Origin of the sequence: Oceanobacillus sp. FSL K6-2867 (assembly GCF_037963145.1) — a bacterium.
GTDB lineage: Bacteria > Bacillota > Bacilli > Bacillales > Amphibacillaceae > Oceanobacillus.
In genome coordinates, this window is sequence record NZ_CP150144.1 from 4,013,320 (window position 1) to 4,039,775 (window position 26,456).

25 protein-coding genes are annotated in these 26,456 nt (G+C 37.1%); all 25 read left to right on the plus strand.

From position 1 onward, the window contains the following. The first annotated feature begins 3 nt into the window (after positions 1-3). The 25 genes from fliR (at position 4) to NSQ77_RS19545 (ending at position 26,444) form a co-directional block, all read left to right on the plus strand. Positions 4-783 (plus strand): flagellar biosynthetic protein FliR, encoded by a 780-nt coding sequence (gene fliR / locus NSQ77_RS19425; protein ID WP_339227723.1) that lies wholly within the window; start codon positions 4-6, stop codon positions 781-783. 1 nt (position 784) lies between these two features. Further along, positions 785-1,864: a flagellar biosynthesis protein FlhB gene (gene flhB, locus NSQ77_RS19430; protein WP_339227724.1), complete on the plus strand. Its 1,080-nt coding sequence runs from the start codon at positions 785-787 to the stop codon at positions 1,862-1,864. A gap of 87 nt (positions 1,865-1,951) precedes the next feature. Then, positions 1,952-3,988, plus strand: coding sequence for a flagellar biosynthesis protein FlhA (gene flhA / locus NSQ77_RS19435; protein WP_339227725.1), 2,037 nt, complete (start codon positions 1,952-1,954; stop codon positions 3,986-3,988). Then, positions 3,985-5,088 (plus strand): flagellar biosynthesis protein FlhF, encoded by a 1,104-nt coding sequence (flhF, locus tag NSQ77_RS19440; RefSeq protein WP_339227726.1) that lies wholly within the window; start codon positions 3,985-3,987, stop codon positions 5,086-5,088. The genes flhA and flhF overlap by 4 nt, the downstream gene beginning before the upstream one ends. Next, positions 5,078-5,938, plus strand: coding sequence for a MinD/ParA family protein (locus NSQ77_RS19445; RefSeq protein ID WP_339227727.1), 861 nt, complete (start codon positions 5,078-5,080; stop codon positions 5,936-5,938). Before flhF ends, NSQ77_RS19445 begins: the two co-directional genes overlap by 11 nt. A gap of 5 nt (positions 5,939-5,943) precedes the next feature. Then, positions 5,944-6,987 carry a chemotaxis response regulator protein-glutamate methylesterase gene (locus tag NSQ77_RS19450; protein ID WP_339227728.1) on the plus strand — a complete coding sequence of 348 codons (1,044 nt, stop codon included), beginning with the start codon at positions 5,944-5,946 and terminating at the stop codon, positions 6,985-6,987. Between the two features lie 22 nt (positions 6,988-7,009). Then, a complete protein-coding gene (locus NSQ77_RS19455; RefSeq protein WP_339227729.1) occupies positions 7,010-7,480 on the plus strand; it encodes a chemotaxis protein CheW in 471 nt (156 codons plus the stop codon). 3 nt (positions 7,481-7,483) lie between these two features. Continuing rightward, on the plus strand, positions 7,484-8,119 hold the full coding sequence (locus tag NSQ77_RS19460) for a chemotaxis protein CheC (RefSeq protein WP_339227730.1): 636 nt from the start codon (positions 7,484-7,486) through the stop codon (positions 8,117-8,119). Further along, positions 8,112-8,609 (plus strand): chemotaxis protein CheD, encoded by a 498-nt coding sequence (locus NSQ77_RS19465; RefSeq protein WP_339227731.1) that lies wholly within the window; start codon positions 8,112-8,114, stop codon positions 8,607-8,609. The genes NSQ77_RS19460 and NSQ77_RS19465 overlap by 8 nt, the downstream gene beginning before the upstream one ends. 251 nt (positions 8,610-8,860) lie before the next feature. After that, positions 8,861-9,643, plus strand: a complete 783-nt coding sequence (locus tag NSQ77_RS19470) for a FliA/WhiG family RNA polymerase sigma factor (protein WP_339227732.1) — start codon at positions 8,861-8,863, stop codon at positions 9,641-9,643. 31 nt (positions 9,644-9,674) lie between these two features. Further along, a complete protein-coding gene (locus NSQ77_RS19475; protein WP_339227733.1) occupies positions 9,675-10,100 on the plus strand; it encodes a hypothetical protein in 426 nt (141 codons plus the stop codon). A 184-nt stretch (positions 10,101-10,284) separates the two neighbouring features. Beyond that, complete coding sequence (gene rpsB, locus NSQ77_RS19480) at positions 10,285-11,064, plus strand: 30S ribosomal protein S2 (protein ID WP_339227734.1); 780 nt, start codon at positions 10,285-10,287, stop codon at positions 11,062-11,064. A 97-nt stretch (positions 11,065-11,161) separates the two neighbouring features. After that, on the plus strand, positions 11,162-12,046 hold the full coding sequence (tsf, locus tag NSQ77_RS19485; RefSeq protein ID WP_339227735.1) for a translation elongation factor Ts: 885 nt from the start codon (positions 11,162-11,164) through the stop codon (positions 12,044-12,046). Between the two features lie 133 nt (positions 12,047-12,179). Further along, positions 12,180-12,902: a UMP kinase gene (gene pyrH / locus NSQ77_RS19490; protein ID WP_339227736.1), complete on the plus strand. Its 723-nt coding sequence runs from the start codon at positions 12,180-12,182 to the stop codon at positions 12,900-12,902. 3 nt (positions 12,903-12,905) lie between these two features. After that, complete coding sequence (frr, locus tag NSQ77_RS19495) at positions 12,906-13,463, plus strand: ribosome recycling factor (RefSeq protein WP_339227737.1); 558 nt, start codon at positions 12,906-12,908, stop codon at positions 13,461-13,463. 247 nt (positions 13,464-13,710) lie between these two features. Then, the gene (locus NSQ77_RS19500; RefSeq protein WP_339227738.1) at positions 13,711-14,469 is read left to right on the plus strand and encodes an isoprenyl transferase; all 759 of its coding nucleotides are present in this window, start codon (positions 13,711-13,713) and stop codon (positions 14,467-14,469) included. A gap of 15 nt (positions 14,470-14,484) precedes the next feature. After that, positions 14,485-15,276 carry a phosphatidate cytidylyltransferase gene (locus NSQ77_RS19505; protein WP_339227739.1) on the plus strand — a complete coding sequence of 264 codons (792 nt, stop codon included), beginning with the start codon at positions 14,485-14,487 and terminating at the stop codon, positions 15,274-15,276. Between the two features lie 162 nt (positions 15,277-15,438). After that, positions 15,439-16,713, plus strand: a complete 1,275-nt coding sequence (gene rseP / locus NSQ77_RS19510; protein WP_339227740.1) for an RIP metalloprotease RseP — start codon at positions 15,439-15,441, stop codon at positions 16,711-16,713. A gap of 427 nt (positions 16,714-17,140) precedes the next feature. Then, positions 17,141-21,430 (plus strand): PolC-type DNA polymerase III, encoded by a 4,290-nt coding sequence (locus NSQ77_RS19515; protein WP_339227741.1) that lies wholly within the window; start codon positions 17,141-17,143, stop codon positions 21,428-21,430. 255 nt (positions 21,431-21,685) lie between these two features. Next, complete coding sequence (rimP, locus tag NSQ77_RS19520) at positions 21,686-22,156, plus strand: ribosome maturation factor RimP (RefSeq protein WP_339231101.1); 471 nt, start codon at positions 21,686-21,688, stop codon at positions 22,154-22,156. A 187-nt stretch (positions 22,157-22,343) separates the two neighbouring features. Beyond that, positions 22,344-23,444 carry a transcription termination factor NusA gene (nusA, locus tag NSQ77_RS19525; RefSeq protein ID WP_339227742.1) on the plus strand — a complete coding sequence of 367 codons (1,101 nt, stop codon included), beginning with the start codon at positions 22,344-22,346 and terminating at the stop codon, positions 23,442-23,444. A 13-nt stretch (positions 23,445-23,457) separates the two neighbouring features. Next, entirely contained in the window at positions 23,458-23,739 is a 282-nt protein-coding gene (locus tag NSQ77_RS19530; protein ID WP_339227743.1) for a YlxR family protein, read from the plus strand. After that, positions 23,729-24,028 carry a ribosomal L7Ae/L30e/S12e/Gadd45 family protein gene (locus NSQ77_RS19535; RefSeq protein ID WP_339227744.1) on the plus strand — a complete coding sequence of 100 codons (300 nt, stop codon included), beginning with the start codon at positions 23,729-23,731 and terminating at the stop codon, positions 24,026-24,028. Before NSQ77_RS19530 ends, NSQ77_RS19535 begins: the two co-directional genes overlap by 11 nt. Before the next feature lie 20 nt (positions 24,029-24,048). Beyond that, positions 24,049-26,169, plus strand: a complete 2,121-nt coding sequence (infB, locus tag NSQ77_RS19540) for a translation initiation factor IF-2 (protein WP_339227745.1) — start codon at positions 24,049-24,051, stop codon at positions 26,167-26,169. Then, complete coding sequence (locus NSQ77_RS19545) at positions 26,166-26,444, plus strand: DUF503 family protein (RefSeq protein ID WP_339227746.1); 279 nt, start codon at positions 26,166-26,168, stop codon at positions 26,442-26,444. Before infB ends, NSQ77_RS19545 begins: the two co-directional genes overlap by 4 nt. Positions 26,445-26,456 lie beyond the last annotated feature (12 nt).

A 26,456-nucleotide genomic window follows, 5' to 3' on the forward strand; every position in this document is an offset into this window, starting at 1 on the left:
AGCATGCTTGATTTAATTTCTATTACAAGTCTTCCCGTTTTTTTGCTTATTTTAGTACGAGTATTGGCATTTTTTGTTACGATGCCGTTATTTTCTTATCGAACAGTGCCACTGCCTTTTAAAATAGGTTTCAGCTTTTTTCTAGCGATGATTATGTTTTATACAGTCGATTCCTCTCAAATAGCTGTCGATGAAATGTATATTTTTTTATTGGTTAAAGAAGTATTAGTTGGTGTGCTAATTGGACTTATATCATTTATTATCATATCTGCAATACAGGTAGCTGGTGGTTTTATTGATTTCCAAATGGGATTTGCGATAGCGAATGTGATGGACCCGCAAACTGGGGCGCAAAGTCCATTAACGGGACAGTATTTATATATGATTGCACTATTATTTTTATTAGCAGTTGATGGGCATCATTTGATTATTGATGGGATATTTAATAGTTATCGTTTTATTCCGCTGGAAACATTTATTCCATTTCACGATGATTCAATTGCAGAATTTGTCATTACTTCTTTTAATAGCATGTTTATTATTGCTTTTCAAATTGCGATTCCAATTGTCGGCTGTTTGTTTTTAGTTGATGTGGCGCTTGGAATTATTGCTCGTGCCGTGCCACAGATGAATGTGTTTGTTGTTGGGCTGCCACTTAAAATATTAGTTAGTTTTCTCGCAATCCTAGTGTTTCTAGCTCTGTATGTGACGCTGGCAAAAACCTTATTTACATCGATGTTTGAAACAATGCGCGGGCTAATGCAGCTTTTTGGAGGTGCTTAATTTGCACTTGAAACTGGATTTACAATTTTTTGCAGGTGAAAAAACAGAAAGAGCTACCCCCAAAAAGCGCCTTGATGAACGAAAAAAAGGAAAGGTAGCCAAAAGCCAAGATGTAAATACTGCAATTTTATTATTATTTTGTTTTTCTAGCGTTTTTTTATTTGGCAGGTTTATTTTAGAGCATATGACTGGTATATATGAACGTACATTTATTGAGTATATAAATTGGGAATTAACCGAGAATACTGTTCAGCAAATACTTAACAGTGCAACAATAGAAGCAGCAAAAATGCTTGCTCCTATTATGTTAATTGCTATTGTTGGAGGTTTTGCCTCTAATTTGATGCAAGTAGGGTTTTTATTCACAGCAGAACCCTTAAAATTTGATTTAAAGAAAATAGATCCAATTCAAGGAGCAAAACGGATTTTCTCAATCCGTGCACTTGTAGAGCTGCTTAAGTCTTTATTGAAAATCGTTTGTATAGGTGCGATAACATTCTCTGTTATCTGGCTGTATAAAGATGAAATGCTGATGACAGCATTTACGAACGCTGAAAATGCATTAGCATTTTTCGGAAGAGTTACAAGTGTCATGGCGTTTGCTGCAATTATTGCTCTATTATTATTAGCGGTATTTGATTATGCATATCAACGGTTTGATTTTGAAAAAAACATGCGGATGTCAAAGCAGGACATAAAAGATGAATATAAAAATGTTGAAGGGGATCCTTTAATTAAATCGAAAATCAAGGAAAAACAAAGACAAATTGCAACGAGGAGAATGATGAGTGAGGTACCAAATGCAGATGTCATCATTACAAACCCTACGCATTATGCAGTAGCAATTAAATATGATGAAGAAAAGGCTAATGCCCCATATATTCTTGCAAAAGGTACTGACCAAACAGCATTGAAAATAAAAGAAATAGCAAAAGCAAATGACGTTATTACTGTAGAAAACAGACCATTAGCGAGAGGACTTTATCGTGCAGCAGAGATCGGCGATGTTATCCCAGAAGAATTCTTCCAAGCGGTTGCAGAAGTTTTGGCATACGTGTACCGATTAGAGAAAAAGATTTAAACATTATAAGTGGACAGCTACTGATGTCCTAGAATATACAGTTTTAAAGTTGAGAATAGTCGAAACAACAAGTAAGGAGAGACATAAATGAAAGCGCGGGACTTATCAGTACTTTTAGCAGTTATATTAGTAATTATCATGTTAGTCATTCCACTTCCGGGATGGCTGTTAAGTGTGCTGATTTTAATAAATATCACATTAGCGCTAATGGTTATCTTAGTAGCAATGAATACACAGGAGCCATTACAGTTTTCTGTATTTCCAACGATTATCTTACTCGTAACACTATTTCGCCTTGCGTTAAATGTTTCGACTACAAGATCGATTTTAGCAGATGCAGAAGCTGGTGGGGTTGTCGATACTTTTGGATCATTTGTAATTGGAGATAATCCACTTGTTGGTTTTGTTGTATTTATTATATTAGTAATAATAAACTTTCTTGTTATTACAAAAGGGTCGGAGCGTGTTTCCGAAGTAGCTGCACGATTTTCACTAGATGCGATGCCAGGTAAACAAATGAGTATTGATGCAGATTTAAATGCTGGTTTGATTTCCGAAAGTCAAGCAAGAGAACGTCGTGAAAAAGTGGAACGTGAAGCAGATTTTCATGGCTCGATGGATGGTGCGAGCAAATTCGTTAAAGGTGACGCAATAGCGGGAATCATTATCGTCTTAATCAATGTTGTTTTTGGATTAATTATTGGTATTGTACAAATGGGCATGCCTTTTGGAGAAGCTGTTAATACTTTTATCCGTTTAACTGTTGGGGATGGTTTAGTGAGCCAGATTCCAGCATTGCTCATGTCAACAGCTACTGGAATTGTTGTTACGCGATCAGCTGGTAATGGAAATCTTGGCACAGAAGTGACAGGACAATTACTCCAATACCCAAAATTATTATATATAGCAGCGGGTACGATTTTCCTTCTCGGTCTAACCCCAATCAATTTCTTTTTAACCACATTGTTAGCTGCTATATTAGCATTCAGTGGATACTTCCTGCAGAAGCAATCTGAAGCGCCGCCGGAAATACAAACAGAAGAAGAAGAGGATCAGACAGAGAGCTCTGCAATGAAGTCATCTGAAAATGTAGTCAGTCTTCTAAGCATGGACCCAATTGAATTCGAATTCGGTTATGGACTTATTCCATTGGCAGATACAAATCAAGGTGGCGATTTATTGGATCGAATTATAATGATTCGAAGACAGCTGGCTATTGAACTAGGAATTGTTATTCCAGTGGTCCGGATTCGAGATAATATTCAATTAAACCCAAATGAATATCGGTTAAAAATTAAGGGTAATGAAGTCGCCGCCGGTGAACTTTTATTAGATCATTATTTAGCAATGGCACCAGATTTCAGTGATGATGAGATGGAAGGAATTGATACGAAAGAACCGGCATTCGGACTACCTGCAAAATGGATTAGTGAAGAACATAAGGATGAAGCAGAGCTATCAGGCTATACGGTTGTAGATCCACCCTCCGTAGTGTCTACGCATATAACTGAAGTGATTAAACGACATGCACATACATTGCTGGGCAGACAGGAAACGAAACAATTAATCGATCATATGAAGGAAAGCTATCCAATTTTGGTTGATGAAGTAACGCCTGAACCACTAGCAATTGGTGATATACAAAAAGTGCTTGCTAAATTGCTGAGAGAAAATATTTCCATACGTAATTTGCCGATTATTTTTGAGACATTGGCTGATTTTTCAAAAATGACGAATGATACTGAGCTTCTGGGGGAATATGTGAGACAAGCACTTTCTTCACAGATTACGAAGCAGTTTGCGGGTGATGATATGCAGATGAAGGTAATTACAGTTTCGGGTAAAGTTGAGAAGTTAATTGCTGATCATATACAACAAACGGAACATGGCAATTACTTAGCGCTTGATCCAGACTCCCAGCAGGAGATTATTAAGACGATTCATACAGAAGCAGAGAAGCTTGCACTTCAAGAAGAGTCTACCATTGTACTTTGCTCACCTGCTGTTCGAATGTATTTAAAGCAATTGCTTGATAGATTCTTACCGCAAGTAATTGTGCTTTCCTATAACGAACTTGAACCAGATGTTCAGGTACAAAGTGTTGGGGTGGTGAATGTAGCATGAAGGTAAAAAAATATATAGCTGCCACTATGCCTGAAGCGATGAATCAGGTTCGAAAAGAATTAGGTTCTGATGCAGTAATTCTTAATTCCAAAGAAATCCAGCAGCGTGGGATGTTTGGTATTTTTAAAAAGAAACAGATTGAAGTTGTTGCAGCTCTTGATCCTAATCTGATAATGCCGAAAAAACATCCTAAAAAAGTGGAAGAATTGCCTAGAATAAATAAAACAACTGCAATGAAGTTAAAAAACGATGACGTGCTGCAGGAAATTAAAAATTTGAAAAAAATGATTGAAGTGCAGTCTAGACAGGAAGAGTTAAACTTTTCTCCTTCCTATCAAGTTGCCTATGAGCATTTGATTGAACAAGAGGTTAACCCTAAGCTGGCTCAGGAGATTGTGGAATCAGTATTAGAAAAACAAGATGGTATTGAAGTTGACTCTGTTATGAATGCTATTGGTTTAGAAATAGAGGAGAAGTTAAATAGCGTTTTAGCACCTAAACCATTAGAAAAGAAGATAATTCAATTTGTTGGGCCGACAGGGGTGGGAAAGACGACAACCATTGCAAAAATTGCAGCGAAGATGATGCTGGAAAACAATAAAAAGGTTGCTTTTATAACAGCTGATACGTATCGAATTGCTGCAGTGGAGCAATTAAAGACATATGCACGGATTTTAAATGTCCCACTTGAGGTTGCCTACAGTATCGATGATTATCACCAATCGATTACTAAACTTTCAAGCTATGATGCAATCTTTGTTGATACAGCAGGCAGAAACTTCCGTAATCCGAAATATATAAATGAGCTGAAAGCAACCATTGATATGTCGATAATGGAAACCTATCTAGTCTTATCTTTAACGACAAAGCCAAAAGACATTCTAGAAATATATGAGCAATTCGAGCATCTATCGATATCAGGTGTTATTTTCACAAAACTTGATGAAACGAGACAATATGGAAGTTTACTAAATATTGCATTGGAAAAGCAGATTGGAATTGCTTATTTAACAAATGGTCAAGATGTTTCTGATGATTTGCTTGAAGCAGATAATCCAGTAATTCGCAAGCTTGTGGTAGGTGATTATGTTGAAGCATGATCAGGCAGAGGGACTGCGACGAAAGCTTGATCGCCGCAATCAATCAGGGCAAGCAAAAACACTGGCAGTTATTAGCGGAAAAGGCGGTGTAGGCAAGTCCAATTTTGCTTTGAATTTTTCCCTGCAGCTTATAAACAATGGCAAAAAAATATTGCTTATTGATTTGGATGTAGGGATGGGGAATATTGATATTTTGTTAGGTAACCGTGCAGAGAAAACAATTGTTAATCTGTTTGAAGAACGTTTATCCATTCACGAAGTTATTGAACAAGGACCAAATGGTCTGTCTTACATAGCTGGAGGTTCCGGATTATCAAATTTCTTCCAAATGGATGAATCGGACCGTTCCTATTTTTACGAACAATACATGGAGTTAGCTCAGACTTATGATTATATTTTGTTTGATATGGGGGCAGGTGTTACAGAGGAGAGTTTATTTTTTATTCTAGCTTCAGATGAATGTATTGTTATAACAACACCGGAACCGACCTCTGTAACAGATGCTTATGGCATGATTAAGCACGTTGTTAATCGCAAGCACGATATGCGGCTCCATGTCATTCTAAATCGTGCTCCGAATTATCAAGATGGGCTGAAATCATTAGAACGTTTTAAAGCTGTTGTGACTAAATTTTTACATGTGAAAATTCATTCAATGGGGATTATTCCTGATGATAAGGTTGTTGCACAGGCGATTGTAAGACAAATACCTTATACGTTATACAATGAAAAATCTAAAGCAGCTAAAGCATTAAAAGAGATTACATACAATTATGTAACGCAAACAAAACAAGTGAATCGAACAACTTCTTCCTTCGTTCAGCGATTAAAACAATTGATGGAGATGTAGTTATTATGAAACAAATTCGTGCTATCGTTATCGATGATTCTGCCTTTATGAGAAAAATAATTTCTGATATCCTCGCAAGCGATCCACGAGTGAACGTGATTGCAACAGGGCGTAATGGAGAAGATGGAATAAAGAAGATACAAAAACTTCAGCCAGATGTCGTAACATTAGATGTGCATATGCCCATAATGGATGGGATTAAAGCACTTTCAATCATTATGAAAGAACAGCCAACTCCAGTTGTGATGCTTTCAAGTGAAACGAAAGAGGGTACCACAAAGGCGATTCAGGCAATATCTAATGGAGCGGTAGATTTTATTGCAAAACCATCTGGATCAATTTCATTAGATATACGGAAAATCCAACAAGAAATTATATCGAAAGTAATTACAGCTTCACAAGTTAAATTGCATAAAAAGCCATTGCGCAAAGCGGCTGATTATCATATAAAAACTCCAGTTCCAAAAAACTTTGATAAGACAATCATTACGATAGGCACATCGACTGGAGGGCCTAGAGCACTCCAGCAAGTACTTACTAATATATCCGATTCTTTTACTGCACCAATCTTAATTGTTCAGCATATGCCAGCTCGATTTACAAAATCGTTAGCGGAACGTTTAAATACTCTTAGCCCGATTCGTGTGAAAGAGGCTGAGCATGGTGAAATTATTGAAAATGGTACTGCTTATATTGCTCCTGGAGATTTTCATATGTCAATTAATGGAATTGGTACTGCTCATGCTATCAGTCTATCAAAGGACGAGCCTGTAAAAGGACACAGGCCATCAGTAGATACATTATTTTGCTCGGCAGCTGGTTTAAAACGAATAAACAAGATTGCGATTGTATTAACCGGAATGGGCAATGATGGATCAGCCGGGATTGTCGAAATGAAAAAACAGGATCCCAATACAATAGTTCTCGCTGAAGCGGAGGAAACATCAATTGTATATGGTATGCCAAAAGCAGCTGTCCAAACAGGATATGTTAACCAGGAGCTTTTATTAAATCAGTTTGGATCAATGCTTAATAAATTAACAAAATAAAGGTTTATAAGGGGGAATTGAATTGGAAAACGGATTGTCATCCAATCAAAAAATGATTGTGTTTCAATTGCAAGATGAAGAATATGCGGTTCCGGTTAGTCAAATTGGATCTATTGAGAGACACCAGCCAATAACTAGAGTGCCTCAAACCTTACCATATGTAAAAGGTGTAATAAATCTGCGTGGAATTGTCATTCCGATAATTGATTTACGTTTAAGATTCGGGATGAAAGAAACGGATTTTGATGAGAAGAAACGGATTATTATTGCTCAAATGAACGAAATAGAAGTAGGTTTGATTGTTGATGCAGCAAATGATGTAATCGATATTTCGAAAGAACTGATTGAACCGGCTCCAGAAGTTATTGGAACGGTTAATGCGGATTATATTGAAGGTGTTGCTAAAATTGACAGCCGATTACTCATTTTGCTTGATTTGGAAAAAGTATTATCATCACAGGAAAAAAATGCAATGAACGTTGTGGAAGGCTAAACAATGGAATTTGTACAGTTAACAACGATTCAGAAAGATGTGCTTAGAGAAATCGGAAATATAGGTGCAGGGAATGCAGCTACTTCCCTATCCGCATTATTAAATAAGAAAATTGAAATGAACGTTCCTTCTGTAAGTATTGCTGGATTTGATGAAATTATGGAATTAACAGGTGGTTCTGAGAATACAATTGTGTGTTTATTGTTTCGTATTCAAGGAGAAGCTCCAGGAACAGTTTATTTAATATTTACAATTGAAGAAGCTGAGTATTTTGTTAGTGAATTGACAAATGATCCAGACTTTTCTTTGTTTCATTCTGAACAAGAAAATGAGATGGCATTATCAGCACTACAGGAAATCGGGAATATTGTTACAGGATCTTATCTTACCGCTTTATCAGATTTTACAAGTATTAATATGAAGCCTTCTGTGCCATATTTGGGAATTGATATGGCAGGAGCTGTATTAACAGTTGGTTTACTGGAACTCTCTCAGATTTCAGATTACGCCATTGTCATAAATACAGAAATTAGTCATGATGGAACAAATAAAGATATACAAGGAAATTTCTTTTTGTTACCAGACCCAGAGTCTTTCGCCAAAATATTTAGTGCGTTAGGAATTTACGATTATGAATGAAACAAGCTTAGTAGTGAAAGTGGGAATTGCTGACTTAAAAGTTATAATAGCTCCCGATTTAATTCGAACTTCAGGCCTTGGTTCATGTGTTGGTGTAATCGTGTACGATCCTTCAAAAAAAATTGCGGGTCTTTCCCATGTTTTGCTTCCAGATTCAGCATTGGCAAAGCAATCTAAACTGAATGTGTATAAATATGCGGATACAGCAATTCCTTATTTAATTAATCTGCTCCTTGAAAAAGGTGCAAGAAAATATGCACTAAAGGCGAAAATAGCAGGCGGTGCACAAATGTTTCAAATGAATTCTGGTTCAGATATTATGCGAATCGGTCCAAGAAATGTGGAAGCAGTTGAGAAACAACTAGCGGAATTCAGGATTCCTGTTATCGCCTCTGATGTTGGTGGAAACGCTGGAAGAACAATTGAATTTGATCCAGAAACAGGCCAATTAAAAATACGTAAAGTAAATAAAGAAGAATTCTATATTTAAAACACAACTATCTTAATGAGTAAACAAACTAAGTACGCAAAACAATACCCAATTCCAGTTTCACTTGATTTCGGTTAACTTTTTAAATTCGTATTTGAAAGAAACTCCGAACTAGTGTCAATTATGGATGGAGCGTATATCTGCTGATAAACCATTTGAAGTGTGGCGGAACGAGTTGTTTCATCTTATTTTATTGCACAAAATGATTGAGTAAATACTTATATATTAACGGAAAAGGAGGGGCAAACAAAATGAAATCAGGGAATTCTCCTCTTGAAGACAAGCTTTGGGATGACTGGATAATGAATAAAAGCAGTGAAGCAGCGAACGAATTAATTGTCAATTACATGTATCTTGTCAATTTTCATGCAGAACGTATTTCAAGCCAACTCCCCAAAAGTGTAAGTAAAGAAGATGTTAGAAGCCTTGGGCTGCTTGGGCTTTATGACGCGTTGAAGAAGTTTGACCCAACTCGTGATTTGAAATTCGATACGTATGCTTCCTTTCGAATAAGAGGATCGATAATTGATGGATTAAGAAAAGAAGACTGGCTTCCTAGATCAATACGAGAAAAAGCTAAAAAAGTAGAACAGGCAGCAGAACAATTCGAACAAACGCATCAGCGAGAAGCGACTTCAGGCGAAATAGCTGTAATGCTGGGAATTAAAGCAGAGGAAGTAGAAACAGCGATTAAAGATTCTCTTTTCAGCAATGTTCTCTCAATTGAAGAAAAACCAAAAGGTAGTTCAAGTGAATTGAAAGAAGGGGTAGGTTATTCGATCCCCGATAATTCCTCAATATTACCTGAAAGTCATATCATGAAAAACGAACTTAACAATGAACTCATTCAAGGAATAAAGATGTTAAATAAAAATGAACAGCTTGTTGTCAGCCTCTTTTATAATGAAGAATTAACGTTTACTGAAATCGGACAGGTTCTCGGGTTAACAACCTCAAGAATATCGCAAATACATAAAAGATCTATCTTTAAGCTGCGAAAAACGCTCAATAAAATGCAAGTATTTGCTAATTAAAAATAGGGAAGTATTCTAAAGGAGAAAGTATATGATTTCACTCTTAATCATCATTAGTTTTTTATTGCACTTTATTGCATTTTTTGCAATCTATATGCTATTTCAACAGCTGCAAAACGTAAAGAAACAAGATATGGATGAGATAATCAAACTGTTTGATACGTATTTACAAGAAGTAAAAGCTGAAAATAACCGATTACAAAGAGTATTACGGGATAATGAAAAAACAAATGAAAACTCGAATATGGGACAGGCAAGAACAGAGGCAGATACAATGGAGGAACCTGAAATATTCCCCATTCCTGAAGATGCTGGCGATACAGTGGAAGCATCGCTGGAATCGAGAGTTTTGCAATTGCATAATCAAGGTGTTCCTGTTGGTGAAATAGCTAGGAAATTAAATTGTGGTAAAACAGAGGCGGAAATAATTATAAAATTACATGAAAAAATGCAGTAAAAGCTTGATATCAACAAATCATTATGGTATAGTAACTTTTGGTGTAAATACTATGTCCATTTTCATAGAATGAACAAGTTTTATAATACACACGTTCAGTAATTTGTATGTTTGGTGCTATTAAAAATGGTCTACATGCGAAGATGATCTGAACGGAGGAAAAAAACCATTAGGAGGAATTAACATGTCAGCAATTTCTATGAAGCAATTGTTAGAAGCGGGTGTACACTTTGGACACCAAACACGCCGTTGGAATCCGAAAATGAAAAAATATATTTTCACAGAGCGTAACGGCATTTATATCATTGACCTACAAAAAACTGTAAAAAAGGTTGATGAAGCATATAACTACGTGAAAGATATCGCAGCAAATGGCGGTACTATTCTATTCGTAGGTACAAAAAAACAAGCACAGGATTCTGTGAGAGACGAAGCAATTCGTTCTGGAATGTACTATGTTAACCAACGTTGGTTAGGTGGTACACTTACTAACTTCCAAACTATCCGTAAACGTATCAATCGTTTGAAATCAATTGAACGTATGGAAGAAGATGGAACTTTCGAAGTTCTGCCGAAAAAAGAAGTTGTTAATTTATTAAAAGAAAAAGATCGTTTAGTGAAATTCTTAGGTGGAATCAAAGAAATGACAAAGCTTCCAGATGCTTTGTTTGTGATTGATCCACGTAAAGAACGTATCGCTATCGCCGAAGCACATAAATTGAACATTCCTATCATCGGAATTGTAGATACTAACTGTGATCCAGATGAAATCGATTATGTTATCCCTGCAAACGATGACGCAATCCGTGCGGTTAAACTTTTGACTTCAAAAATGGCAGATGCTATTTTAGAAGTGAAACAGGGTGAAGAAACAGAAGAAGTAGTAGAGGAAGCAAAAGCAGAGGAAGCTACTGAAGGAGTAGCAGAAGCTGCTGAAGCAACTGCAGAATCAACTCAAGAGTAATCTTAGAAAAGGTGGGGTGATAAGAGGATGGAAACCTTTTATCACCTTTTTTAAAGACTGAAATTAAAAGGGTTATTATTCGAAGGAGGACAAAGCAATGGCTATTACTGCTCAAATGGTTAAAGAATTACGTGAAAAAACAGGTGCTGGGATGATGGATTGTAAAAAGGCACTTCAGGAAACTGATGGTAACATAGATAAAGCAATTGACTACCTGCGTGAAAAAGGTATTGCAAAAGCAGCAAAAAAAGCAGACCGTATTGCAGCTGAAGGATTAACACATATTGAGATTGATAACAATACAGCAGCAATCCTTGAAGTCAACTGTGAAACAGACTTTGTTACGAAAAATGATCAATTCAAAAACCTTCTAACACAATTAGGACAGCATATTGTGAAAGAAAAACCAGCAAATGTTGAAGAAGCTTTAGAACAAAAGCTAAATGGTGAAGGAGAAACATTGCAAACAATCATCAATACTGCAGTTTCTACTATTGGAGAAAAAATTTCTCTACGCCGTTTTGCAGTTGTAGAAAAAACGGATAACGATGCATTTGGTGCATACCTTCATATGGGTGGCCGTATTGGAGTACTATCATTAATTGAGGGAACAACAGATGAGCAAGTTGGAAAAGATGTCTCTATGCATGTTGCAGCTGTAAATCCTCGTTATGTGTCACGTGATGCAGTTTCTGAAGAAGAAGTAAATCGTGAGCGTGAAGTATTAAAAACACAAGCACTTAACGAAGGAAAACCTGAAAATATCGTTGAAAAAATGGTTGAAGGCCGTTTAGGGAAATTCTTTGAAGAGATCGTTCTATTAGAGCAAAGCTTTGTTAAAGATCCAGATCAAAAAGTGAAAAAATATGTTGCTGATAAAGGTGCAACAGTTAAATCATTCGTTCGCTATGAAGTAGGAGAAGGAATGGAAAAACGCGAAGAAAACTTTGCGGATGAAGTAATGAGCCAAATTAAAAAATAAGGCTTAAATGATTTACTATACAAGGACAAGGTTAAAATAGGGAACATGTATGTGTTCCCTATTTTACAACCGTTTTACAAACATTTTTAGACATAATCAGCAAAATAATTATTAATTTTCTATGGAGGTTATTATGACAACAGCACGGTACCGTAGAATTGTGTTAAAATTAAGTGGTGAAGCCTTAAGTGGTGAGCAAGGCTATGGAATTGACCCAAAAACAATCGGGTCCATCGCAGAACAAGTTAAAGAAGTAGCAGAACTCGGTGTTGAGGTAGCTATTGTCGTCGGTGGAGGAAACATATGGCGCGGAAAAGTAGGAAGCGAAATGGGGATGGATCGTGCTTCGGCTGACTACATGGGAATGTTAGCAACAATTATGAACTCACTTGCATTGCAAGACGGTCTTGAAACAATTGGGATTCAGACAAGAGTGCAAACTTCCATTGAAATGCGTCAAGTTGCTGAACCATACATAAGGAGAAAAGCAATTCGCCATTTAGAGAAAAAGCGTGTTGTCATTTTCGCGGCAGGAACAGGTAATCCTTATTTTTCAACTGATACAACTGCAGCATTAAGAGCTGCTGAAATCGAAGCAGAAGTGATTCTTATGGCTAAAAATAATGTTGATGGAGTGTACACAGCTGATCCAAAAACAAATAAGGATGCCAAAAAGTATGATAGCCTAACATATTTGGAAATGCTTAATGAAGGTCTTGGAGTAATGGATTCTACAGCTTCTTCATTATGTATGGATAATGATATCCCATTAATTGTATTTTCTATAACGGAAGAAGGAAATATTAAACGAGTTGTCGAAGGGGAAACCATCGGCACGACAATAAGGGGGAAATAGAATATGTCAAAAACAATATTAAATCAAATGGAAGAAAAGATGGAACAAGCTGTCCAAGCGTTTTCCAAAAATCTAGCATCTGTTCGAGCTGGAAGAGCAAACCCAAGTCTATTAGACAGTATTTATGTTGACTATTATGGTGCGTCAACACCATTAAACCAGTTAGCGAATGTTGGAGCTCCAGAAGCAAGACTCTTAACAATCACTCCTTATGACAAAACAGCACTAGCTGATATTGAACGAGCAATTCAGATTGCTGACATTGGCTTATCACCTTCCAATGATGGAAATATGATTCGTATAAGCATTCCGCCTCTAACGGAAGAAAGAAGAAAAGATTTAGTAAAAGTTGTTGGTAAGTATGCGGAAGAATCTCGTGTTCAAATTCGTAATATTCGTCGTGATACAAATGATAACTTAAAAAAATCAGAGAAAAATGGTGAAATTACAGAAGACGATCTGCGAGGTCTACAGGATGATGTCCAAAAATCAACAGATGATCATATTAAACAAATTGATCAGCTGGCAAAAAACAAAGAAAAAGAAATTATGGAAGTTTAATGGTTGTCTGTTAGACATTTTAATCCATTTTCTTTGGATGTATGATTTATTAAATTTCAGAGTAAGGTATAAAAGCTCTCTTATTTAAGAGAGCTTTTGTATTCTGGCTTGATTATCGGTATAATAAAAAAGTATTATCATGTTATAATGTAGATTCAACCTGTTGGAACTATGTAATTATTCCTTTTCATTCGTAATAATGATGTTAAAAGGATTGTATAGATGAACAACATTCGGGGGACAGACTATGTCGATGAAAATTCCTTTTTTTAATAAACAATTGAAAGAAACAGAAATGGCAAATCTGGAAAGCGCTCCGGATCATGTTGCAATTATTATGGATGGAAATGGACGCTGGGCACAAAAACGCGGGCTTCCACGAATAGCAGGACACAAAGAAGGCGTTAGTACAGTTAATAAAATTGTAAAAGCAGCAGTGAAAGCCAATGTTAAAATCCTTACGTTATATACGTTTTCCACAGAAAATTGGAAAAGGCCAAAATCGGAGATTGATTTTATTTTAAAGCTTCCAAAAGAGTTTCTACATATATACTTACCGGGGCTTATCGAAAACAATGTTCGTATTGAAACAATTGGTGATTTTGATGCACTGCCTAAACATACGAGAGATGCAGTTCAGTATGCGAAGGAAAAAACTAAAGATAATGATGGACTGCTTTTAAACTTTGCTTTGAATTATGGAAGCAGGTTTGAAATCATGCATGCCGTTAAGCAAATAATGAATGATTTAGATTGCTCTAAAATATCGATTGACTCACTGGATGAAAATCTATTCTCAAAATATTTATATACCAATGGTCTTTCAGATCCTGATTTGCTTATTCGCACTGGTGGCGAACAAAGATTGAGTAATTTCCTTCTTTGGCAGCTGGCATATACTGAATTCTGGTTTACAGATGCCCTATGGCCGGATTTTAATGAAACAACCTTTTTTAACGCACTGTATGAATATCAGCAGCGGAAAAGACGATATGGAGGTATTTAAGGTGATGAAAGGTTTATGAAGCAACGAACGATAACCGCATTAATTGCACTAGCTATATTTTTGCCCTTCGTCATTTTTGGCGGACTTCCTTTTACAATACTTGTGTATGTGATGGCATCAGTAGGGCTAGTGGAGTTAATTAGGATGCGCAACATAGGAGGCTATATTGTTCCTTACCTACTAGCTGTTCTATTATTGTGGCTAATCTTAATACCTGGCTCGTCAATCTTGCTAACAATAGGCTGGTTTTCTAAATTTGAAATGATTGCATTAATCATTTTGTTGTTGCTGGCGTATACGGTATTAGTTAAAAACCAATTCACATTTGATCATGTAGGTTTTATTCTTTTAGCCTCTTTTTATGTAGGACTCGGTTTCTATTATTTACTGGAAACGAGAGATGGAAATCATGCTTTAAGCAATATTCTTTACGCATTTTTCATTATTTGGTCTACTGATACAGGCGCTTATTTATTTGGCCGTGCTTTTGGAAAGCGTAAATTATGGCCAACAATCAGCCCAAATAAAACGATTGAAGGTGCATTAGGTGGAATTGTGCTTGCATGTGCTGTCGCTATCGTTTTCCACCTTGTGGAACCATTTAGACACTCGTTGGTGACAGTTGTAGGTGTTACGATTCTCGCTTCTATTTTTGGACAGATTGGTGACCTTGTTGAATCTGCCTTCAAGCGTAATTATGGCGTTAAAGATTCTGGTAACATATTACCTGGACATGGTGGTATACTAGACCGGTTTGACAGCATGTTATTTGTTATTCCTTTGCTTCATTTTATTCATTTTGTTTAGGCGGAATGGAGTAAAGAGCAAGCATGTTTCACAGAAAAACTTGTACAACTTGTGAAAAAGAGGTTAAACTTAACTAAAAGTAAGAATATAATTTTATCGGAGTACAAGTAACATTACAAATGTGTAAAAATAGATTTGCTCCAATAAAGGAAGGTGCTTCTATTGACGACTGTAATTGCATTTATTTTTATGTTTGGATTACTCGTTTTTATCCACGAATGGGGACATATGATTTTTGCAAAACGAGCAGGTATGCTTGTTCGTGAATTTGCAATTGGATTTGGACCGAAGATTTTCTCATTTGTCAGGAATGAAACGTTATACACGATTCGTCTTATTCCTGCAGGTGGCTATGTACGAGTAGCAGGCGAAGACCCAGAAATCATTGAGTTAAAGCCAGGACATCATATTGGACTTGAGTTTAATGATGAGGGTAAGGTAAACAAAATAATCGTCAATAACAAATCCAAACATCCAAATGCCAGAGTGATTGAAGTAGAGCATGTTGATCTTGATCATCGTTTGTTTATTGAGGGATATGAAATCGGTGAAGAAGATGAGAAACTGCACTTTGAAGTTGACCAAAAAGCATTTTTTATTATGGACGAGCGAGAAACGCAAATTGCACCGTATGATCGTCAGTTTGCTTCGAAGTCCATCGGTCAGCGAGCAATGCAATTATTTGCAGGGCCAATGATGAACTTTATTTTAGCGATTGTTATTTTTATTATCTTAGGGGTCGTACAAGGTACTCCAGTTGATGAAGCACAAATGGGAGAGATCCAGGCTGACTCCCCAGCTGCAGAAGCAGGTTTTCAAGCGAATGATGAAGTGATTCGGATTGGAGAGACCTCAGTTTCAACATGGGAAGAGTTTACCTCAATCGTTAGAGAAAATCCTGGCCAAGAATTAAGCATGGTTGTATTGCGTAATGGAGCTGAAGAACAGTTAACCGTTGTTCCAAATTCAGCTGAGACAGTAGATCAGCAGGGGGAACCGATTACTGTTGGTCAAATAGGAGTCTATCAGGCGTTTGAAAAAACAGTTCTCGGAACACTGACATATGGCTTTGAACAAACCTATGAAATAACAAGATTAATTTTAACGAATTTACTGATGCTTGTAACAGGTCAGGTTTCGCTTGATTTACTATCAGGTCCAGTAGGAATTTATGATACAACAGATCAAGTAGTACAGACAGGTTTTATGAACCTCTTATTGTGGACTGCAATGTTAAGTGTCAATCTTGGAATTGTAAATCTTGTTCCATTGCCTGCGCTTGATGGTGGAAGACTATTGTTCGTTGGTTTGGAAGCTGTACGTGGAAAACCAATTGCACCAGAAAAGGAAGGTATATTCCATTTCGTTGGATTTGCATTTCTAATGCTTCTGATGATTGTGGTAACCTGGAATGACATCCAAAGATTATTTTTATAAAATAACTTTTATGGTAGGGATTTCTTATCCCTATCCATGTTTTTAAGTTTTTAAGCGATTAGAAGGAGGTTGGGACGTATCGAAAGTGTTTCATGTTAAAGACGAACGATGCACAAACTTAGTGTAGAAATATACGTAGACCCCTGCGAGAGGAAAAGCATAGGTGAGACAACGTAGTTCGATAGAACAAGGGGTCTTACCAGCTGCTATTTGATGCGCGGAGTATATTTTCCGGTGCGAATTATTTACACCAATCATGTTCGGTTTTTACTTCATAAAAATATTTTTGTCCCAGCCTCTTAATGCATGATAAAATAAATAGGTACGTCACGAATTAAAACCCTTGTCTTATTTCTGACAAGGGTTTACATTGTTACTGTAAGTGTATACGACCTATGTAATTGTTTAGCTGAAGGAGGCATAATAAATGGATATATCGAAAAAAGAGAAAATGAGTTTATTATTGAAGCAGCTGCAATTATCCGATGATTACATAGTAAACTATTTTCAAGATAGCTACCTAGATAAATTAGAAGTCTACAAAAAAACAAAGACTTGGCATTTTTATATTTGTGTAGCACGTATTTTGCCAATTGAAGTATATCAAATTTTTACAGTTAAGCTAAGAGAATCGTTCCAGCAGATAGCTAAAGTGGAGCTGACATTGATTACAAATGAACAAGCTTGTGATAGCAATACGATTACCGGCTACTGGAAGCATTTTGTTACCTCAATGACACAAATATCACCGGCCTATAAAGAGCTTGTACAAACGCAAACTCCTGAAGTTAACAATAACAAGATTATGTTAACCGCAAGAAATGATGCTGAAGCAACTGCGCTTAAACGAAAATTAGAACCAGAGTTCAAAACATTTTGTTCACGAATTGGTTCACTCTCCTATAGTCTTGATGTTCAAGTAAAAGCGGATGCGATGGATATGCAGAAGTTTAGAGAGCAAAAAGCACTTGAAGACCAACAGCTAGTTCAAAAAACCGTACAGGAGAAAGTAAAACGTGACAAGCAAAAAGATACTGAAGATAATGGACCTTTCATGATTGGATATAACATTAAAGATGAAGCAATTACGATGGAGCAGATTTTGGAAGAAGAGCGCCGAATTACAGTACAAGGTTATATTTTCTCAGCAGAAGTTCGTGAATTGCGTTCAGGAAGAAGTCTTTTAATTATTAAGGCAACTGACTATACAGATTCATTACAAATAAAAATGTTCTCTAAAAACGATGAGGACGCAGCAAAATTTGCAGCTGTTAAGAAAGGGATGTGGGTTAAAGCAAGAGGCAGTATTCAGACAGATATGTATACGAATGAACTTGCAATGATGGCTAATGATATCCATGAAATCAAAGTAGACGAACGGATGGATAGCGCTCCTGCTGATGAAAAGCGAGTAGAGCTGCATGCACATACAACGATGAGCCAAATGGATTCTGTTATTTCCGCAGAAGCATTAGTCACACAAGCTGCAAAATGGGGACATCGTGCAGTTGCAATTACTGACCATGCTGGTGTACAGGGATTCCCAGAAGCACATGCGGCAGGAAAGAAAAATAATATTAAAGTGCTTTATGGGGTTGAAGTGAACCTTGTTGATGATGGTGTGCCGATAGCATACAACGACTCAGATAGAGACTTAGAGAACGATACGTTCGTTGTCTTTGATGTTGAAACAACGGGGCTATCAGCTGTATATGATACGATTATTGAACTTGCAGCAGTAAAAATCCATAGAGGTGAAATTGTTGATCGTTTTGAGGCATTTGCAAACCCGCACCATCCATTATCGCAAACGACCATTGAATTAACTGGTATCACGGATGATATGGTTAAAGATGCACCAGAAGTCGAAGATGTTTTAATGAATTTCCATGCTTGGATGGGAGAAGACATACTTGTTGCTCATAATGCAAGCTTTGATATGGGATTCTTAAACCAGGGTCTGAAACGAATTAATTATGAAAAGGCTGCAAACCCAGTTATGGATACGCTGGAGCTTGCTAGATTCCTGCTGCCCGAATTAAAAAATCATCGATTAAATACACTGTGCAAGCATTTAGATATTGAACTAACTCAGCATCACCGTGCTATTTATGATGCGGAAGCTACCGGTTACTTACTATGGAAGCTTGTTCAAAAATTATTAGAAAAAGACATTCGGAATCATAACCAATTAAATAATCATATGGGTGAGGGGAATGCTTACCAGCGTTCTCGCCCATTTCACGCTACGCTTCTAGCTAAGACACAAGAGGGTCTGAAAAACTTATATAAACTTGTTTCCTATGCACATATTAACTATTTTTACCGAGTACCACGGATACCAAGATCCCTTTTACAAAAATTTCGCAAAGGGCTTATCGTCGGAACAGCATGTGATAAAGGTGAAGTTTTTGAAACAATGATGCAAAAATCTACGGAGGAAGCAGAAGAGGTAGCTGAGTTTTATGATTATATTGAAGTTCAGCCGCCGGCCAATTATGCACATCTCGTGGAAAAAGACCTTGTGCAAAACGAGTCGCAAATTATTGACATTATTAAAAAGCTTGTTGATCTTGGAAAGAGAATGGACAAACCTGTCGTTGCTACAGGAAATGTACATTATAGGGATGACCATGATAAATTATACCGGCAAATATTGATTGCATCACAGGCTGGTAATCCTTTGAACAGACAAACATTACCTGATACACCGTTTCGTACGACAAATGATATGTTAGATTGCTTTAAATTTCTAGGGGAGGAAGTAGCACGCGAAATTGTTATAACGAATACTAATGCACTTGCAGATGAACTAGAGGATATCTCACCTGTGAAAGATGGTTTATATACACCAACAATCGAAGGTGCAGAACAGGAAATGCGTGATTTATGTTATACACGAGCCAAGAAAATTTATGGGGACCCTGTGCCACAAATCGTAATCGATCGTCTTGAAAAAGAACTGGAAAGTATTATAGGTAACGGATTTGCTGTTATTTATCTAATTTCTCACAAGCTTGTTAAAAAGTCATTAGATGATGGTTATCTTGTAGGGTCAAGGGGTTCTGTAGGTTCTTCCTTTGTTGCAACGATGACAGAAATTACAGAAGTAAATCCTCTGCCACCGCATTATGTATGCGGGGGCTGCCATTACCATGAATTTATTACAGATGGCTCTGTTGCGAGTGGTTTTGATTTGCCAGATAAAAACTGCCCGCAATGTGATGCAGCTCTGAAAAAAGATGGACAGGACATCCCATTTGAAACATTCCTTGGATTTAAGGGAGATAAAGTTCCGGATATCGACTTAAACTTCTCTGGTGCATATCAACCTCGTGCGCATAACTATACGAAGGAATTATTCGGAGTGGATTACGTGTATCGCGCCGGAACGATTGGTACAATTGCTGAAAAAACTGCCTATGGTTACGTAAAAGGCTATGCTTCTGATAAACAATTAGTTTATAAAAATGCAGAGGTGGACCGTCTTGTCCAAGGGTGCACTGGTGTAAAACGGACTACAGGACAACACCCGGGTGGTATTATTGTTGTACCTGAAGACAAAGAAATTTTTGATTTTACACCAATACAGTTCCCAGCAGATGATCGTAACAGTGAATGGCGAACAACACACTTTGATTTCCATTCCATTCATGATAATTTGTTAAAACTAGATATTCTCGGACACGATGATCCAACAGTTATCCGTATGCTTCAGGATTTAAGTGGCATTGATCCAATGACGATTCCGACAGATGATGATGAAGTAATGAAAATATTCTCAGGAACAGAGACACTCGGAGTTACACCAGAGCAGATTAATTGTAAGACCGGTACACTTGGAGTTCCGGAATTTGGGACCAAGTTTGTAAGGCAAATGCTAGAGGACACAAAGCCGAGTACATTTGCGGAGCTGCTAATTATTTCAGGTCTATCGCATGGCACGGATGTATGGTTAGGCAATGCTCAGGACTTGATAAATGATGGCATATGTGAGTTGCCAGATGTTATTGGGTGTCGAGATGATATTATGGTTTATTTAATGCACAAAGGTTTGGAACCTTCCCTTGCTTTTAATATTATGGAGTTCGTACGTAAAGGAAAAGGGCTGAAAGACGAATGGATTACAGAAATGAAGAAGCATGGTGTTCCGGACTGGTATATTGAATCTTGTAAGAAGATTAAATATATGTTCCCGAAAGCCCATGCAGCTGCATATGTATTGATGGCAGTTCGCATAGCATATTTTAAAGTGCATCACCCTATTCTGTTCTATGCTGCTTATTTTACGGTACGTGCAGATGATTTTGAATTAGATACAATGATTAAAGGCTCTCAGGCAATTCGGGATCGGATAGATACTATCGTTGCTAAAGGCAATGATGCTGCACCTAAGGAAAAAAGTTTGCTTACAGTATTGGAAATATCACTTGAAATGTGTGAGCGTGGTTTTTCATTCCAAAAAGTAGGTCTATACAAGTCAAGCGCAACAGACTTTATTGTAGATGGCAACTCGCTGCTTCCTCCATTTAATGCTGTAGATGGATTAGGAACAAATGCAGCATTGAATATAGTAAAAGCACGTGAAGAGGGAGAATTTTTATCAAAAGAAGATTTAAGAGAAAGAAGTAAAATCTCTAAAACTGTATTAGAATATCTTGATAATCACGGATGCCTTGAAGGAATGGAAGAAAAAAACCAGCTTTCGTTGTTTTAGCAGTCTAGCCTGCGCTGTTATTCTTGCACAAGCTAACACTTTATGCTATACTATTTTTTGGAAAGTAAGGATACGAACGGTCTAAAGAGTGGGTGCACACCCACTCTTTCTTCATATCTGATTATCCACCCGTACAATTCCCCTCGCCCCAATTTTAGGCAGGGGTTTTATATTGATTTGGATGCGCTCAGATGAAGTTGGAGAAGATAGTTCATAATGAGTAATACAATTGAAGTTAATAAAGGAGGATGGAAATTGAGCTCCCATGTAATTAAAACAACAGAGGAATTGGTACTTCCAATTGTAGAAGAAAAAAACCTTGAACTCGTCGATATCGAATATGTGAAAGAGGGTAAAAATTGGTTCCTTCGTGTGTACATCGATAAAGCTGGCGGTATTGATATTGCTGAATGCGGAGAAGTTTCTGAACAATTAAGTGAAAAACTGGATAAAGCCGACCCGATTAAAGAAGCATATTTCCTGGAAGTTTCCTCGCCTGGAGTGGAACGCCCGCTTAAAACGACAGAAGACTTTGAGAAAAACATCGAAAAAAATGTATACGTCAAGTTATACGAACCCATTGAAGGGGAAAAACAGTATGAGGGTATTCTAAAAGCTTTCCATGACAATATAGCTACAATTGAATACAAAGTAAAAACACGTAAAAAACAGGTGGAAATACCATTTGATAAAATAGCCAAAGCACGATTAGCGGTTACATTATAATAAGCGTTAAATAATCTGGCAGATAAGAAAGTATAAACTTTTTATGCTGCATAAGTGCAACTAAGGCACTCGCCTAGCTTGGCGAACGCCAAGTTTTCTATTAAGGAAATCAGTTACGTACGAAGGCTTTCGTTATAAAATTTGGTAACGACCAAGTTTTTTACTAATTTAAAAGGGGGAAAAACTGGTGAGCAATCAGTTGTTTGATGCGATTGATAATTTAGCAAAGGAAAAAGGAATTGAAAAGGAAATTTTAATGGAAGCATTGGAAGCCGCTTTGATTTCTGCCTATAAGAAAAACTTTAAATCTGCTACAAATGTTCGAGTTGAACTTAATGAAGCATCAGGTAAAATGAGTGTTTTTGCTAGAAAAACAGTCGTAGAAGAAGTCGAAGATACACAACTTGAAATCTCGGTTGATGAAGCAAGAAAGATTGATCCTAATTATGAAGCTGAAGATATTATTGAGGTTGAAGTAACACCGAAGGATTTTGGTCGCATTGCAGCACAAGCGGCAAAACAAGTTGTTACACAGCGAGTCAGGGAAGCAGAACGAGGGGTTATTTTCTCTGAATATATTGACCGTGAAGAAGATGTTATGACGGGAATCATTCAACGAAAAGACTCACGGTTTGTCTATGTTAACCTTGGCAAAATTGAAGCAAAGCTGGCTGAGGCTGAACAAATGCCAACAGAAGAATATCATGTACATGATCGCTTAAAAGTATTTGTAACGAAAGTGGAGAATACGAGCAAAGGACCACAAATTTATATTTCAAGATCACATCCTGGACTTTTAACACGCTTATTTGAAATGGAAGTGCCTGAAATATTTGATGGAACAGTGGAAGTCAAATCGGTTGCGAGAGAAGCCGGTGACCGTTCTAAAATCTCCGTATACGCACAAGATCCAGAAGTAGATCCAGTTGGTTCCTGTGTAGGTCAGCGAGGCCAGCGTGTGCAAGCAATCGTTGATGAATTAAAAGGAGAAAAAATTGATATTGTTGAGTGGTCAGAAGATCCAGTTGTTTATGTTTCGAATGCACTGAGTCCTTCTAAAGTTATAGAAGTATTAGTTAATGAAGAAGAAAAGGCTACAACTGTAATTGTTCCAGATTATCAATTATCCCTTGCAATTGGAAAACGAGGTCAGAATGCAAGGCTTGCTGCTAAGCTGACAGGCTGGAAAATTGATATTAAAAGTGAAACAGAAGCAAGAGAAGAGGGTCTATTAAAAACGGAACCACAAGATTCCTATTCTGACAATAATGAGGATCTTTTTGAATAAGGGGGACTCATAAATGGTGAAAAAGAGAAAAGTACCTGAAAGAAAATGTGTTGTAACAAATGAAATGAAGCCAAAAAAGGATCTTATTCGAATCGTTCGAAACAAAGAAGGAGAGGTCTTTGTGGATCCTAGTGGAAAGAAAAATGGTCGAGGTGCATACCTTTCGCTTGATTTGGATGTTATTTCAAAAGCAGAGAAATCGAATGTGCTTAGCCGTACCTTAAATGCAGAAGTGGATCCGGCTATTTTTGAAGAACTTAAAACTTTGATTAATGGTAAAATCGATGAAAAATAGCTATTTAAATATGATTGGTCTCGCTTACCGTGCTGGAAGATGCTCACTAGGTGAAGAAACTATTCTCAAGGATATCCGCTCCAATCGAGCAAAGCTGGTTATTATAGCTTCTGATATTGGACCACAGACGAAGAAGAAGCTAACAGATAAATGTAACTACTATGAAGTACCTTTTAGAATAGCAGATGATCGTGATACATTATCAGATGCTATTGGAAAGTCCCAAAGAGTAGCGATTGCGATCTTAGATTCGGGGTTTGCTACGAAGATAAAATCGTTACTCGGGTAATCAAATTCGGGGGTGAACGTATGAGTAAAATACGTGTATATGAATATGCAAAACAAAACAATACATCAAGCAAGGAAATAATTAACTATTTAACAGATTTAAATGTTGAAGTGTCAAATCACATGTCAACAATTTCAGATGATACAGTTCGCAAATTAGATGAAAAATTCAATGCGAATAAGTCTAAACAGTCAAAGCCAGATATTAAAAAGCCGAGTCAAGGAAATAATCAATCAAAAAAGAATTCCAATCCATCGGCTAAGCAAGGGAAAAACCATTCTCAATCAAAAGGCCAGCAGCAAAAAACGAACCCATATAAGAAGAAACAAAAGGGGTCTAGAAAAGGCAATCAGCCGGTTGTAAACGAACAAAAAGCTGTTAAAGAAACACCATCTAAAATTGTTTACAACGATACATTAACAGTAAGTGAGCTGGCAACTAAATTAAATAAAGAGCCTGCAGAAATTATTAAAAAATTAATGTTTCTTGGTGTTATGGCAACAAAAAATCAAGATTTAGACGATGATGCAATCGAATTAATCTGTGGCGAATATAATGTAGAAGTAGAAAAAGAAATTATTTTAGAAGATACTGATTTCGATAAATATGTCGTTGAAGAAAAAGAAGAAGATTTAATTGAAAGACCAGCCGTTGTTACGATAATGGGGCACGTTGACCATGGGAAAACAACGACACTTGATTCAATACGCCATACAAAAGTTACTGCGGGCGAAGCGGGTGGAATTACACAGCATATCGGAGCATACCAAGTAGCGATTAATAACAAAAAAATTACATTCCTTGATACGCCTGGTCACGCAGCGTTTACAAGCATGCGCTCCCGTGGAGCACAGGTTACAGATATAGCAATTCTTGTGGTAGCTGCGGATGATGGTGTAATGCCGCAAACTGTCGAAGCAATCAACCATGCAAAAGCAGCTGAAGTACCAATTATTGTTGCAGTTAACAAAATTGATAAAGAAGCAGCTAATCCAGATCGCGTGATGCAAGAATTAACAGAATACGAATTGATACCAGAGGATTGGGGCGGAGATACGATATTCGTGAATATTTCTGCAAAAAATAATCAAGGTATTGATGATTTGCTAGAGATGATTTTACTCGTTTCAGAAGTTGAAGAGTTAAAAGCGAATCCGAAAGCAAATGCCTTTGGTACTGTTATTGATGCACAGTTAGATAAAGGTAGAGGCTCTGTATCCACATTACTTGTTCAAAACGGAACTTTACGTGTTGGTGATGCCATTGTTGTAGGAAATACGTATGGACGTGTTCGTGCAATGGTTAATGACATTGGTAAGCGCGTGAATGAAGTTGGTCCTTCTACACCAGTTGAAATTACTGGACTGCATGATGTGCCACAGGCTGGAGATCAATTCCTTGTATTTGACGATGAAAAGAAAGCACGTCAAATTGGAGAAGCGCGCCAGCAACAACATCTGGTTGCTAGCCGTGGAGAGCAAACGAAAGTCAGCCTCGATGATTTGTTCGAACAAATCAAGCAAGGTGAAATGAAAGACCTGAATATTATCGTAAAAGCAGATGTACAAGGATCTGTTGAGGCACTGGCTTCTTCACTACGTAAAATCGAAGTGGAAGGTGTGAAAATTAAAATCATTCATACCGGAGTTGGAGCGATAACAGAATCTGATATTATTCTTGCGTCCGCATCCAATGCAATTGTGATCGGATTTAACGTTCGACCGGATGTTAATGCGAAAAAAGCAGCAGAATCTGAAAAAGTAGATATTCGTCTGCATCGTGTGATTTATAGCGCGATTGAAGAAATTGAATCAGCGATGAAAGGATTGCTTGATCCTGAGTTCGAGGAAAAAGTTATTGGACAGGCAGAAGTCCGTGAAACGTTTAAGGTATCTAAAATTGGTACCATTGCAGGAAGCTACGTTACAGATGGCAAAATCACACGTGATGCCGGTGTAAGAATAATCCGTAACGGGGTTGTCCTTTATGAAGGAGAACTGCTTGCGTTAAAACGTTTTAAAGACGATGTAAAAGAAGTTGCGCAAAACTATGAATGTGGAATAACAATCAAGAATTTCAATGACATTAAAGAAGGCGATATTATTGAAGCTTTCGTTATGCAGGAAATTGAGCGCAAATGATTGTCTATGCTGAAGTAGAATGTATCATGTATGAAGGGCATTCACTAAAGGCTAAACGAACAATTATCAAAAAAATACTTGCGAAGCTGCAGAACAATTTTAATGTTGCTGCTACAGAATTGGATTACCATGATCTGTGGCAGCGCACAAAAATTGGGATTGTGACAATTTCTACAGAATACGTTCATACAGAAAAGGTAATTCATGCTGCTCTTGAAATGATTGATGGTTTTACCGAACTCGAACGTACGATTACTAATGTGGAAAGACTTTAACACGTTATTCTA